Source organism: Chryseobacterium rhizoplanae (assembly GCF_900182655.1).
Lineage (GTDB): Bacteria > Bacteroidota > Bacteroidia > Flavobacteriales > Weeksellaceae > Chryseobacterium > Chryseobacterium rhizoplanae.
This window is the reverse complement of the sequence record NZ_FXTC01000003.1, coordinates 125,603-138,601: the sequence shown is the minus strand read 5'-3', so window position 1 is coordinate 138,601 and position 12,999 is coordinate 125,603. Positions and strand designations below refer to the sequence as shown.

At 36.2% G+C, this 12,999-nt stretch carries 11 protein-coding genes; 8 read left to right on the top strand and 3 right to left on the bottom strand.

All coding sequences use genetic code 11. The features are described from left to right. Nucleotides 1-40: 40 nt before the first annotated feature. From FN817_RS09235 to FN817_RS09225, 3 genes are all read right to left on the bottom strand, one after another. A complete protein-coding gene (locus tag FN817_RS09235; RefSeq protein ID WP_047386822.1) occupies nucleotides 41-1,699 on the bottom strand; it encodes a ribonucleoside-diphosphate reductase subunit alpha in 1,659 nt (552 codons plus the stop codon). A gap of 55 nt (nucleotides 1,700-1,754) precedes the next feature. Continuing rightward, nucleotides 1,755-2,045 (bottom strand): hypothetical protein, encoded by a 291-nt coding sequence (locus tag FN817_RS09230; RefSeq protein ID WP_047420804.1) that lies wholly within the window; start codon nucleotides 2,043-2,045, stop codon nucleotides 1,755-1,757. 108 nt (nucleotides 2,046-2,153) lie between these two features. Beyond that, the gene (locus FN817_RS09225) at nucleotides 2,154-3,128 is read right to left on the bottom strand and encodes a ribonucleotide-diphosphate reductase subunit beta (protein ID WP_047378790.1); all 975 of its coding nucleotides are present in this window, start codon (nucleotides 3,126-3,128) and stop codon (nucleotides 2,154-2,156) included. A gap of 425 nt (nucleotides 3,129-3,553) precedes the next feature. On the opposite strand from FN817_RS09225, the gene FN817_RS09220 reads away from it, so the two are divergent. From FN817_RS09220 to glyA, 8 genes are all read left to right on the top strand, one after another. Beyond that, entirely contained in the window at nucleotides 3,554-4,243 is a 690-nt protein-coding gene (locus tag FN817_RS09220; protein ID WP_047420805.1) for an ABC transporter ATP-binding protein, read from the top strand. A gap of 92 nt (nucleotides 4,244-4,335) precedes the next feature. After that, nucleotides 4,336-5,565 carry an ABC transporter permease gene (locus tag FN817_RS09215; RefSeq protein ID WP_142717675.1) on the top strand — a complete coding sequence of 410 codons (1,230 nt, stop codon included), beginning with the start codon at nucleotides 4,336-4,338 and terminating at the stop codon, nucleotides 5,563-5,565. Between the two features lie 67 nt (nucleotides 5,566-5,632). Beyond that, nucleotides 5,633-6,904 (top strand): ABC transporter permease, encoded by a 1,272-nt coding sequence (locus FN817_RS09210; protein WP_047420807.1) that lies wholly within the window; start codon nucleotides 5,633-5,635, stop codon nucleotides 6,902-6,904. A gap of 110 nt (nucleotides 6,905-7,014) precedes the next feature. Continuing rightward, a complete protein-coding gene (locus FN817_RS09205; RefSeq protein WP_185149905.1) occupies nucleotides 7,015-8,226 on the top strand; it encodes an efflux RND transporter periplasmic adaptor subunit in 1,212 nt (403 codons plus the stop codon). 120 nt (nucleotides 8,227-8,346) lie between these two features. Continuing rightward, complete coding sequence (locus FN817_RS09200) at nucleotides 8,347-8,922, top strand: hypothetical protein (protein WP_142717673.1); 576 nt, start codon at nucleotides 8,347-8,349, stop codon at nucleotides 8,920-8,922. Nucleotides 8,923-8,971: 49 nt separating this feature from the next. Then, nucleotides 8,972-10,498 carry a glycosyltransferase family 39 protein gene (locus FN817_RS09195; protein ID WP_142717672.1) on the top strand — a complete coding sequence of 509 codons (1,527 nt, stop codon included), beginning with the start codon at nucleotides 8,972-8,974 and terminating at the stop codon, nucleotides 10,496-10,498. Nucleotides 10,499-10,663: 165 nt separating this feature from the next. After that, complete coding sequence (locus tag FN817_RS09190; RefSeq protein ID WP_142717671.1) at nucleotides 10,664-11,569, top strand: NAD(P)/FAD-dependent oxidoreductase; 906 nt, start codon at nucleotides 10,664-10,666, stop codon at nucleotides 11,567-11,569. 148 nt (nucleotides 11,570-11,717) lie between these two features. Further along, the gene (glyA, locus tag FN817_RS09185; RefSeq protein WP_142717670.1) at nucleotides 11,718-12,983 is read left to right on the top strand and encodes a serine hydroxymethyltransferase; all 1,266 of its coding nucleotides are present in this window, start codon (nucleotides 11,718-11,720) and stop codon (nucleotides 12,981-12,983) included. Nucleotides 12,984-12,999 lie beyond the last annotated feature (16 nt).

Here is a 12,999-nt window from a genome sequence, read left to right as displayed (position 1 = left end):
CGGTATGCTTTTGTAAATATAGCGTGTTTATTACTTGATCCTATGCCTCGCAGCTTGAACATGACACGAAGTTAACCATCATTTCTTTTGAAACAGATGAACTTCTTTGGTAATAAAGTGTTTTCACTCCTTTTTTCCAAGCTTCAATATAAAGGTAGTTAACATCTTTTACAGGCATTGTAGAAGGAATCTGAAGATTCAGTGACTGTGCCTGGTCAATGTATTGCTGTCTCTGTGCCGCCTGAGAGATGATCTCCATTGGAGAGATTTCTTTGAATGTTTTGAATACTGCCTTTTCTTCAGGAGTAAGCTCATTCAGGTGCTGTACAGATCCATGGTTAAGCATGATTGTTCTCCATGTTTCTTCGTTATCCAATCCTTTTTCTTTCAATAATTTTGCAAGGTATTTGTTCTTACGCATAAAGTTTCCTTTAGCAAGACCTGCTTTATAATAGTTGGAAGAGAAAGGCTCGATTCCCGGGGAAGTCTGTCCTAAGATTGCAGAACTTGAAGTAGTAGGAGCAATAGCCATTGTGGTGGTATTTCTTAATCCGTATCCTTTCAATACTTCTGGTTCTCCATAGATGTTGGCAAGCTCTCTTGAAGCCTGTTCCGCCTGATCTTTAATATGTCTGAATGCTCTTGCGTTGAACTGAGTCGCCTCAAAGCTTTCAAAAGGAATCATATTTTTCTGTAAATAAGAATGGTATCCTAAAACTCCTAATCCAAGTGCTCTGTGACGCATAGCGAAGTTTCTTGCTCCCTGTAGATAATAGTTACCTTCAGTTTTGTCAATAAACTCAGATAATACAGCATCAAGGAAGTATACTGCTAATTTTACAGCATCTGTATCTTTCCACTCATCATACAGTTCAAGGTTCATGGAAGATAAACAGCAGATGAAAGACTCTTCCATAGTAGATGGAAGCATAATTTCAGAACAAAGGTTACTTGCATTCACCGTCATTCCTAAATCTTTATAAACCTGAGGTTTATTTCTGTTCACGTTGTCTGTGAAGAAAATATAAGGAAGACCTTTTTGCTGACGGCTTTCCAATACTCTTGCCCAAACTTTACGTTTCTCCATATCACCGTCAATCATATCCTGCATCCAGTAATCTGGTACACATACTCCGGTAAACAGGTTCTGAATCGGGCTACCAATATCTTTAATGGATAAAAATTCTTCTATATCTCCGTGGTCAATATCTAAGTAAGCAGCAAAAGCACCTCTTCTTACCCCTCCCTGAGAAACCACATCCATAGCCGTATCAAAAAGCTTCATGAATGAAACTGCTCCTGAAGACTTTCCGTTGTCTGTTACAGCTGTACCTCTGTTTCTTAGTTCTCCAAAATATCCTGAAGTACCTCCTCCGATTTTAGTCTGCATGATGACTTCACCCATTTTGTGAGTAATCCCTTCAATGCTGTCCGGAATATGAGCGTTGAAACATGAGATAGGAAGACCTCTTTCTGTTCCCATATTTGCCCATACAGGAGAAGAAAAACTGATCCATCCTTTTGTGATCATTTCTTTAAATGCCGGTTGAAGTTCAGGTTTGTATAACCTTTTTGCAGCAGCAGTGGTAATTCTGTCGATAGCTCCGTCTACCGTTTCACCTTTTAACAGATATCCTCTGTTCAGCATTTGCTCAGACTCTTCATTGAGCCACCATATATTTGAATTTTGCTCTTCCATAGATGTTATATTTTCGAATTCCGGAATGAGAGAATCACTCCGGAATTTTGTTTTTTTATAGTATTGATTGTAAAATTTCTACTTTGTGGGAACCGTTCAGCCCGCTTTCGTCTCTTAATCTCTGAAATTCTTTAAAAGACGGAACATTCAAAACCTCATGCTGAACTTCTTCATTAATGTAGTTTGAATAATGTACAAAAGTAACACCATCTTCCTTTACATAGACTTTATATTCAAAGGTGGAAGAATCTAAATTCTTGAAATCTTCCAGAAACTTTTGGATATTGGTTTTATTGTTTGGAACAAATTCCGGGTTTACTGTATAGCTTACTATTACATTGATCATCTCTTCTGTATTTGTGCTTTATTAATGAACTGATTTCCGTTAACTGATCAGAAAGGAATAAATCCTGATACTGACTGCTTTGACGCTCGCTTCGCTCGCGCTCCAATATTAAAACAAATCGTTTGCTGTAATACTCTTATCGTGCTTCGTATAGTCTACAGGTCTTTTTGCAAAGAAATCATCTAATGAATTGGCGAAAACTTCCTCTTCGAACCATACCATTGGTTTGTACTGTTCCGGAGTGATGTTGTATCTTGTTTTCATATTGATTTTCTTCAAGCTGTCATCCACACGGTATTTCATGAAGTTTAAAAGATCTTCTTTAGAAACATTGTCGATTTCTCCCAATTCAAAAATCCAGCTAAGGATATCACCTTCTCTTGCGATAGATTCGTCTACTAAAGTGTAGATATCTTCTATATCGCTGTCTGTTAATAAGTCAGGCTGTTCCTCACGGATTTTATTGATCAGGTAGATTCCTGCATTAGCGTGAATTTGCTCATCTACTGAAGTCCATGCGATGATATTGGAAACATTTTTCATGAATCCTTTAAATCTTGTGAAAGAAAGGATGATGGCAAACTGTGAGAAAAGAGAAACGTTTTCCACTAAAATACTGAATAATAGTAAAGCGGAAACATATTCTTTCGGGGTCGCAGAATTAGCATGCTTCAAAGCATTTCCTAAAAACTCGATTCTTCCTTTTACGGCAGGAATTTCAATAACGTTAAGGAATTCATCATTATATCCTAATACCTCTAATAAACGGGAATATGCTTCAGAATGACGAAACTCGCATTCTGCAAAAGTAGATCCTAACCCATTGAATTCCGGCTTTGGAAGGTGGTTGTATAAATTTCCCCAGAATGTCTTTACAGACACCTCAATCTGTGCAATGGCTAACAGCGCATTTTTCACAGCGTGCTTTTCATGTGGTTCCAACTGCGAATGAAAATCCTGAACATCTGCAGTAAAGTCCACTTCCGAATGCACCCAGAACGATTTGTTGATTGCCTCTACAAATTGAAGAACCTCCGGGTATTCAAATGGCTTATAGCTTACTCTTTTATCAAAAATTCCCATATTAAATATCTTTATAATTAAATAATTTTAGATCCTTGTGGATAACGTTCCGGAAATACTTAACTTTTTGTTTGTCTGCAAGTTGTAAAATAAAGTTATTCACTTTTGCAAAACCATATTTCTTGTAAAGAACTAATAGCAAAGTTCGAAAAAAAGAACTGATTTTGAAAGGGGTAAATACTAATCGGCTGACTTTTAGCCTGAAAAGTTTTCCACATTTACATGAAACAGGCTAGAATAATAGGCTAGACCACTATATTGAGGATAAATACATAGAAATCTGGAGTTACAGTTAAACATGAATTTATAAAGTATTATTAATAAAGGTTTAAAGCATTAAACAAAAAAATATTTGAATAAATTTTTATTCTTGTAACAATTTGAAAATATCATCTACTTATTGGGTATAAAACATACATCACTTAATGTTAGTAATTCAGGATTTAAATAAGTCATACGATACAGGAAAAAGCAAACTTCATGTTCTCAAAGGAATTAATCTGAATATTTCTGAGGGCGAGTTTGTTTCTATTATGGGAAGTTCCGGTTCCGGAAAATCTACACTTCTTAATATTATTGGGATTCTGGATGAAAAAGATTCAGGGACCTATGAATTGGATGGAGTTCCTATCGAGCATTTATCAGAAGTAAAAGCTGCAGAATACAGAAGTAAGTTTTTGGGATTTATTTTTCAGTCCTTTAATCTTATCAATTATAAAACAGCCTTGGAAAACGTAGCACTTCCTCTGTACTATCAGAATGTACCGAGAAGAGAACGTAATCAGAAAGCTATGGAATATCTTGAAAAAGTAGGTCTTGCACAATGGGCAAATCACCTTCCCAGTGAACTTTCCGGAGGTCAGAAACAGAGAGTGGCTATTGCAAGAGCATTGATCACAAATCCAAAAGTGGTATTGGCAGATGAACCTACCGGAGCATTGGACTCCAAAACTACTCATGATATTATGAAACTTCTTCAGGATATCAATAATGAAGGAAAAACGATCATCGTTGTAACCCACGAACCGGACGTAGCTGCACAGACCAAAAGAAACGTAGTGCTGAAGGATGGGGTTATTGAAAGTGATGAGTTTATTAAGCAGATTGTGCTTTAGGAATTTGAAAATTTGAAAATGAGATAATTTGAAAATTTAACGATTCAATTTTTTAATCTTTAAATTTTTCAATCTTTTAATACCAATAAAAAATGTTTGACCTAGATCGTTGGCAGGAAATATTCAGTTCTATCCGGAGTAATGTACTTCGGACGGTGCTTTCAGGGTTTACGGTAGCTTTGGGACTGTTTATTTTCATTGTGCTTTTTGGAATTGGAAAAGGGCTTCAGAATGCATTCTCGGAAGGATTTGCGGGAGATGCTAAAAATCTTATTATTTTTTCTACAGGAAAAGCCTCTTTAGCTTATAAAGGCCTTCAGTCTGATCGGAATATAACCCTGAATAACTCAGACTATGACTTTTTAATTAATGCAGATAAGGAAAAAGCTGGGCCTTCCAGTCCCAGATATACCGCCAATTTAATGGTGAAATATGGAAAGGAAAGTGGCCTTTATCAGATCAATGGAGCTCAACCCGGGGAACAGGTCATTGAAAACAGAAAAATTATTGATGGCAGGTATGTGACAGCGATGGATTTGGAAAGGAAATTAAATGTTGCGGTCATTGGGAGAATGGTTCAAAGGGATTTAATCAAGAATGGAAGCCCGATAGGAAAAGAGCTCGATATTAATGGAACCATGTATAAGGTCATTGGAGTTTTCTCAGATGACGGAGGAGACAGAGATGAAAGACATATTACCGTTCCGATTACTACTTTACAGCAGATGAAGAAAGGATCTGATACTGTAAATATAGCCTATATAACATATAATGATAAACTGACTCCGGATCAGGCCATTAAGTATGGTGATGAGCTTAAAGATAAATTAAAAGCAAGAAAAAGTGTTTCTCCTGACGATGAAAAGGGTATACGTGTCTGGAACAATGCGAAAAACATGAATGATACATTTGCGTTTATGGCAGTTCTTACCGCAATTGTCGGTTTTATTGGTATGGGGACATTGCTGGCAGGAATTATCGGGATCAGTAACATTATGGTGTATATCGTAAAAGAAAGAACCAAGGAAATAGGAGTACGGAAAGCTATTGGAGCAAAGCCAAGCGGAATTGTAGGACTGATCGTTCAGGAAAGTGTTGTGATTACCGTGGTTTCCGGACTGGTTGGAGTAGGAGTAGGCGTTTTGACTTTAAGTCTTATCGGAAACAGCCTTGAAGAGTTCTTTATTAAAAGCCCGAGTGTAGGATGGGGAGCTATCATCATGGCATTTATCGCTTTGATTTTCTCAGGATTGATCGCAGGATTTGTGCCGGCATACAGAGCTTCAAGAATTAAACCGATCGAAGCATTGAGAACAGAGTAATTTGTGAAAAAGATAAACGGATTAATGAAATTCATAACTCATAATTTATAACTTATAATTCAACAAGGTGAATATCATATTTAAAAAAGATACTTGGCAGGAGATTTATTATTCATTAAGGAATAATAAGCTCCGAACATTTCTTACCATGATCGGCGTAGGATGGGGGATGTTTTTGTATGTAAGCCTTCTTGGAGCAGCAAAAGGAATGGAGAATGGTTTTGATAAATTATTTTCCGGTTTTGCTACCAATTCAATCTTCCTGTGGGCACAGAAAACCTCTATTCCCTATGAAGGATTTCCTAAAGGAAGAGAAGTTCATCTGAACTTAAATGATATGGAAATGCTGAAAAGAAAAGTAACTGCCATAGATTATATCTCGCCGCAGAATGCCAGAGGAAGCTTTACCGGAACACCGGGAGAGGCAATGTCAAGAAACGGGAAAAATGGTACTTATTCGCTTACGGGAGATTACTCTGTAGGAAATAAAATTTCAGAAAAGAAGCTGATCTTTGGACGCTACATCAATGATGCCGATGTTTCAGGAAATAAAAATGTAGTAGTCATTGGAGAAGAGATTTATAAAAACTTCTTTGATGCTAAGAAAAAAGAAAACCCAATTGGGAAATCAATCAATATTAAAGGACTATTCTTTAATGTAATCGGAGTTTTCCGTGTGAAAAAAGGAGGTGGATTTGAAAATGACCAAACAGCTTTCATCCCGCTTTCTACCTATACAAAAATGTATAATGCAGGAGATCAGATTGACATGTTTGCGATTGTAAGTAAACCTAATGCCAATGTGAATTCGGTAGAAGAAGATGTAAAGCAGGTGTTAAAGTCAAAAAATAAAGTATCCCCTGAAGATACCAATGCTTTCGGAAGTTTCAACCTTGGAAAAGAATTTAAAAAGCTGACAGGTTTTCTTACGGGAATGCAGCTATTAACTATCATTGTAGGTACACTGACAATCCTTGCCGGAGTAATTGCAATCTCGAATATCCTTTTGATTACAGTAAAAGAAAGAACCAAAGAAATCGGGATCAGAAGAGCATTGGGAGCGAAACCGGCAGAAGTAAGAAATCAGATTTTGCTGGAAAGTGTGGTGATAACACTCTCCTCGGGGTTATTAGGCTTTATGTTTGGAATTTTTGTGTTGATGATTCTGAATGCCGTTACCCAGGGACAGGATTCATTTCCTTTCTATAATCCGACAGTCAACTATGGAAACGTATTTGCTGCCATGGCTGTCATGGTGATTTTAGGATTGATCATCGGAATGATTCCGGCACAAAGAGCCGTAAAGATCAGGCCTATTGAAGCCTTAAGAACAGAGTAATTAATTTGAAAATGAAATCATTTTAAGATTTAAAAGTAAAAAGGAATATAGAGAATCAATCTTTAATTTTTAAATCTTTCAATCTATTTAATAAAAAATAAACTATACATATGAAAAAGAAATTCACTTGGAAAAAAGCCATTTATATAGTGTTGGGGCTTTTATTTGCAGTGGCATTGTTCTCAGGGATTGGCTATCTTATCAAATCTAATTCTAAAGAAGGAGAAGCTTTCCTTACCCGTAAGCCTACCGTTCAGAATATGGATGATAAAGTAATGGCAACAGGAAAAATTGTTCCCAAGGAAGAAATTGAAATTAAACCCAATATTGCAGGGATCATAGATAAAATCTTAGTAAAAGAAGGAGATAAGGTAGAAGTAGGACAGCTGATTGCTACCGTAAAGATTGTTCCTAGTATTTCTGAGGTAAATGCTGCTCAGCAGGAAGTTCAGAATGCACAGATTCAGATCAGCAATGCGCAGATGAATGTAGGAAATATGCAGAAGCAATTTGAAATGCAGGATAAACTGTACAAGCAGGGAGTAGCTTCTAAACAGGAGTATCTGAATTCTCAGCAGCAATTGTACTCTCAGCAACAGACGTTGAAAAATGCTCAACAGCAATTAAATACCGCTCAAAAAAGATTACAGATTGCTAAGACAGGAGCAACGCCTGAATTGAAAGGACAAGGTTTAGCTACTACCGAGATTCGTTCCAAAGCTTCGGGTACCGTACTTGAGGTGCCTGTAAAAGCAGGAAGCCAGGTGATTGAAGCCAATAACTTTAACGCCGGAACTACAATCTGTTCAGTGGCAGATTTGAATGTCCTGATTTTTAAAGGTGAAATTGACGAAGCTCAAGCTGGAAAACTGAGTGAAGGTATGGATATGAACATCGTAATCGGTGCACTGCAAAACAAAACTTTCCCTGGAAAACTAACGATGATCGCACCTAAAGGAAAAGATAATGCAGGAACCATTAAATTTCCGGTAGAAGGTAACGTAAGTAATCCTAATAATGAGTATATTAGAGCAGGTTTTTCTGCGAACGGTGAAATTGTTTTGAGTTCTCAGAAAAATGCATTATTATTGGACGAGTCTTTAGTTCAGTATGAAAAGAAACAAGGAAAAGATGTTCCTTTTGTAGAATCGAAACAAAAAGATGGGAAATTCAAAAAAGTATATTTGAAACTGGGAGCTAGTGACGGTATCAACGTTCAGGTTCTTCCGGGATCAGAGATTACAAAAGATACTGAGATTAAAGTTTGGAATCCTTCTGATAAAGACAAAGAAGAGCTGAAAGAAAAATCCAGCAAAAAATAATAAACTACACTATACACTTTTAAACTGTAATCCTGGAGGAATTTTTTTTCTCCGGGATTTTTTTATATAAACCTTTACAAGAGTAAATTCCTATATTTGAGTCAGATAAATCCATGAAAAATGTGTCGATATGCTCGGAAAACTTATAAATCACATTATGTCTGTTTTAAATGCCGGAAATCATTTAAACAGCCGGATACTTATGACATTATAAGAAGGATAGAAAAAGAAAAAATATACTATGAACCTGGTGGGAAAATATTTCGCAAAGTAGGATATGTTTTCACGAAAGCAGAAACAAAAGAATTGGAAAAAATTGTTTCAAACCTTGAAAACAGGATTATAAAATGCCCGGAATGTACCAGTGTGATGGCTGATCTGGGAAAAGATTTCAAAGCTCCTAAAAAAACAGCAGTCAAAGAATGGAAGATTGCAGAAAGCCTTTTTAAAACAGGAAAATGCTTTCATTCCTGCGGCTGTGATGGAATAGGATATATTCCTAAAAATCCTAAAGATTATGAAGTATATCTGAATAATATATTGAAAAAGTACCAGGAATATTTGATCGACTGTCAGAATGCTCCCATAGAAGAATGTCCTGAGAAGATTGAAGAAATTAAATATTGGTCTGACAATATTCAGAAGATAAAAACTGAAATTATAGATAATAAGTTTGAAATCATGCAAATTATGTAACAAAAGAGAGAGTTAGACTGTCTTACCTTTAAATTCCAAACTATATCCCATGAAAAAAGACTACTGGATTCTGCTTCTTTTTATCATTGCGAAATTTGCTCTTCAATACTCACTGATAAGTCCTGAGTATGAGCTTCACCGGGATGAATATCTGCATCTCGATCAGGCCAATCATCTGGCGTGGGGATATCTTTCAGTTCCTCCCGTCAATTCATGGATTGCCTGGATAATTAAAATGTTAGGAAATTCCATATTTTGGGTTAAGTTTTTCCCTGCGTTGTTTGGAGCAGTGACGATAGTGTTGGTGTGGAAAATTGTTGAAGAACTTAATGGAAACCTCTTTGCCAAAATACTTGCTTCTTTAGGGATTCTGTTCTCAGTACTCCTCCGGATAAATATGCTGTTTCAGCCTAACTCTTTAGAAATTTTTCTGTGGCTGTTCCTTTATTATGCTTTGATTAAATATTTTAATTCAGAAAAAGTAAAATGGATATACATTGGAGCTGTTATCTTTGGAATAGGAATATTAAATAAATACAATATTGCTTTTTCATTATTGGGACTTATTCCTGCATTATTATTAACAGAGCAAAGAAAAATTTTTATGCAGTCTCATGTATATTGGGCCGCTCTTCTGGCTTTGATTATTGTTTTTCCCAATCTTCTCTGGCAGTATCAGAATCATTTTCCGGTGATCCATCATATGAAAGAACTTTCTGAAAAACAGCTTGTGCATGTGGATAGAATGGGTTTTATGAAATCTCAGATTCTCTTTTTCATAGGAGTTATTTTTGTCATTATAGCAGGCTGGGGAGCATTACTGTTGTACAAGCCTTTTGAGAAATTCAGGTTTTTCTTTTGGAGTTATATCATCACCATTACCCTGTTTTTATTTTTTAAAGCAAAAGATTACTATGCGATAGGGCTGTATCCGGTATATATTGCCTTTGGTTCCGTTTTTCTGGGCCGCTTATTTGAAAAAGGGTGGAAGAGATTTTTAAAACCTGTCAGCATCCTTATCCCTATACTTTTATTTCTTCCTTTATATAATGTAGCCTTCCCCAATAAGAGTCCTGAATATATTGAGTCCCATCAGGATCAATACAAAAAGTTCGGATTGCTTCGCTGGGAAGACGGAAAAGATCATCCGTTACCTCAGGATTTTGCTGATATGCAAGGCTGGAAAGAATTGGCTCAAAAAGTAGATAAAGAATATTCCCGACTGTCAAAATCCGGAAATACCATGGTATTGTGTGATAACTACGGGCAGACTGGTGCTATTAATTATTATTCAAAGGCAGGTGTTGTAGCCATGTCATTTCATGCGGATTATATCAATTGGATAGATTTAAGCAAAAAATATAAAAATGTTATCAGGGTTAAAGATGCTCCTGAAGCAGGAAAGGAACTTAAAGAATCAGGTTCTTTTTTTGAAGTAGCAAAATTATATGATTCCATTACCAATCCGTACGCAAGAGAAAGAGGAACGGCAATTTTCAGTTTGCAGGGAGCGAAAATAGATATCAGTAAAAGAATTCAGGACGAGATTACTGAAGTCAAAAATGAGTGGAAATAGTTTTTCAATAAGAATAAAATAATGATTTGTAGACAGGATAAAATTAATAGATAAATATTATTGCAACTTTATTGCATTAATTGATTTTAAGTTAACTTTGTATTATCAATTATCAATTATCAATTATCAATTATCAATTATCAATTATCAATTATAAACTGAACTATGGAAAACAAAAATTTTGATATCATCATAATAGGAGGAAGTTACTCCGGTTTATCTGCAGGTATGTCATTGGGAAGGTCTTTAAGAAATGTCCTGATTATTGACAACGGAAAACCTTGCAACAGGCAAACACCGCATTCCCATAATTTTGTTACTCATGATGGGAAAACACCTTCCGAAATTGCAAAGCTGGCAAAAGAAGATGTAGAGAAATATAACACGGTCCGGTTTTATAATGGAACAGTTGTAAAAACAGTAAAAACAATTGATGGTTTCGAGATTGAAACTTCATCCGGCGAAAAATTTCAGGCTAAAAAACTCATTTTAGCTTCCGGAGTGAAAGATAAAATGCCGGATATTCCCGGATTTGCAGAATGCTGGGGGATTTCTGTTATACATTGTCCATACTGTCACGGCTATGAAGTGAAAAACGAGGTTACCGGAATTCTTTCCAATGGAGATATGGCTTATGAATTTTCAAAACTGATTTTTAATCTGACTAAAAACCTTACCCTGTTTACAAACGGGAAAGCTGTTCTTACTGATGAACAACTCGAAAAACTGGAGCAGAATAAAATCATTCTTAACGAAGATGAAATTAAAAGCATTGAGCATACAAATGGTTCCATTCAAAAAATCGTTTTCAAAAACGGAAAAGAAGTTGCTTTACAGACTTTATATGCTAAAATTCCTTTTGAACAGAATATCAATGTATCTGACGATCTGGGATGTGAACTTACAGAGCAGGGATTTATTAAAGTAGATATGATGCAGAAAACAAATGTTCCCGGAGTTTTTGCCTGTGGAGACAATGTGACAATGATGCGTTCAGTAGCTAATGCTGTTTCACAGGGAAATTTTGCAGGTGCAGTGGTCAATAAAGAACTTGCAGACGAAGAATTTTAAAGGGTTTTTGATCAAATTAAAACAGCTATAATATTTGATTTATTGATGATGTTTTCATTTTTTAGTGTTTAAAATCATTTTTTCAATAGAAAAATCTCGATGAAAAATCCGTACATTTGGGGTGGAAATTTCAAAAACTAAAAGTAAAATGGATATTATTTTCGACCTGATTGAAAAGGAAAGACAAAGACAAACTCACGGATTAGAGCTTATCGCATCAGAAAACTTTGTTTCTGAAAACGTGATGAAAGCAATGGGAAGTGTACTGACAAATAAATATGCTGAAGGATATCCCGGAAAAAGATATTACGGAGGATGTGAAGTTGTAGATGAGGTTGAAACATTGGCTATCAACAGAGCAAAAGAACTTTTCGGAGTAGATTATGTGAATGTTCAGCCGCACTCCGGTTCTCAGGCGAATGCAGCCATTTATCTTGCAGTTTTGAAACCTGGTGATAAAATTATGGGGATGGACCTTTCAATGGGAGGACACCTTACTCACGGTTCTGCAGTGAACTTTTCTGGTATACAATATAATGTGGTTTCTTACGGAGTTCAGCAGGAAACAGGTCTTATTGACTATGACCAAATGAGAGAAGTTGCTCTAAGAGAAAAACCAAAAATGCTTATTGCTGGTTTCTCAGCGTATTCAAGAGATTTGGATTATGCTAAATTCAGAGAAGTAGCAGACGAAGTGGGAGCTACGCTTTGGGCAGACATTGCTCACCCTGCAGGTTTAGTAGCAAAAGGATTATTAAACTCACCATTCGAGCACTGCCATGTAGTAACTACCACTACTCACAAAACCCTGAGAGGCCCAAGAGGAGGGATGATTATGATGGGGAAAGATTTTGAAAATACATATGGCCACAAAACTCCAAAAGGAGAAATCAAAATGATGAGCCAGGTATTGGACGGAGCTGTATTCCCAGGTATTCAGGGAGGACCACTTGAACACGTGATCGCTGGTAAAGCAGTAGCTTTCGGTGAAGCTTTGGACGTACAGTTTGAAACATATGCAAAACAAGTTAAATCCAATGCTCAGGCGTTATCAAAAGCGATGATCGACAGAGGATTTGATATCGTAAGCGGTGGTACAGATAATCACCTGATACTGGTAGACCTTAGAAATAAAGGAGTAAACGGTAAAGAAACAGAAAAAGCATTAGTGCTTGCTGATATTACTTGTAACAAAAACATGGTTCCTTTTGATGATAAATCTCCATTCACAACATCTGGTATCAGATTAGGAACGGCAGCTATTACAACAAGAGGTTTGAAAGAAAATGATATGGATACTATTGCAGGATTGATTTCTGAAGTGGTAGACAATATCAAAAATGAAGAAGTTCTTACATCCGTAAGAAAGAAAGTTAACGAATTAATGGAAGGAAAAGCTCTGTTCAATTACTAACAGACATTCCGATATC

Bases quoted from the DNA above. Each gene is read 5' to 3' on its own strand.
- FN817_RS09200 (WP_142717673.1), top strand. From the start codon at position 8,347: ATGTGTCGATATGCTCGGAAAACTTATAAATCACATTATGTCTGTTTT.
- FN817_RS09235 (WP_047386822.1), bottom strand. From the start codon at position 1,699: ATGGAAGAGCAAAATTCAAATATATGGTGGCTCAATGAAGAGTCTGAG.
- FN817_RS09220 (WP_047420805.1), top strand. From the start codon at position 3,554: ATGTTAGTAATTCAGGATTTAAATAAGTCATACGATACAGGAAAAAGC.
- FN817_RS09190 (WP_142717671.1), top strand. From the start codon at position 10,664: ATGGAAAACAAAAATTTTGATATCATCATAATAGGAGGAAGTTACTCC.
- FN817_RS09195 (WP_142717672.1), top strand. From the start codon at position 8,972: ATGAAAAAAGACTACTGGATTCTGCTTCTTTTTATCATTGCGAAATTT.
- glyA (WP_142717670.1), top strand. From the start codon at position 11,718: ATGGATATTATTTTCGACCTGATTGAAAAGGAAAGACAAAGACAAACT.
- FN817_RS09225 (WP_047378790.1), bottom strand. From the start codon at position 3,128: ATGGGAATTTTTGATAAAAGAGTAAGCTATAAGCCATTTGAATACCCG.
- FN817_RS09230 (WP_047420804.1), bottom strand. From the start codon at position 2,045: ATGATCAATGTAATAGTAAGCTATACAGTAAACCCGGAATTTGTTCCA.
- FN817_RS09215 (WP_142717675.1), top strand. From the start codon at position 4,336: ATGTTTGACCTAGATCGTTGGCAGGAAATATTCAGTTCTATCCGGAGT.
- FN817_RS09205 (WP_185149905.1), top strand. From the start codon at position 7,015: ATGAAAAAGAAATTCACTTGGAAAAAAGCCATTTATATAGTGTTGGGG.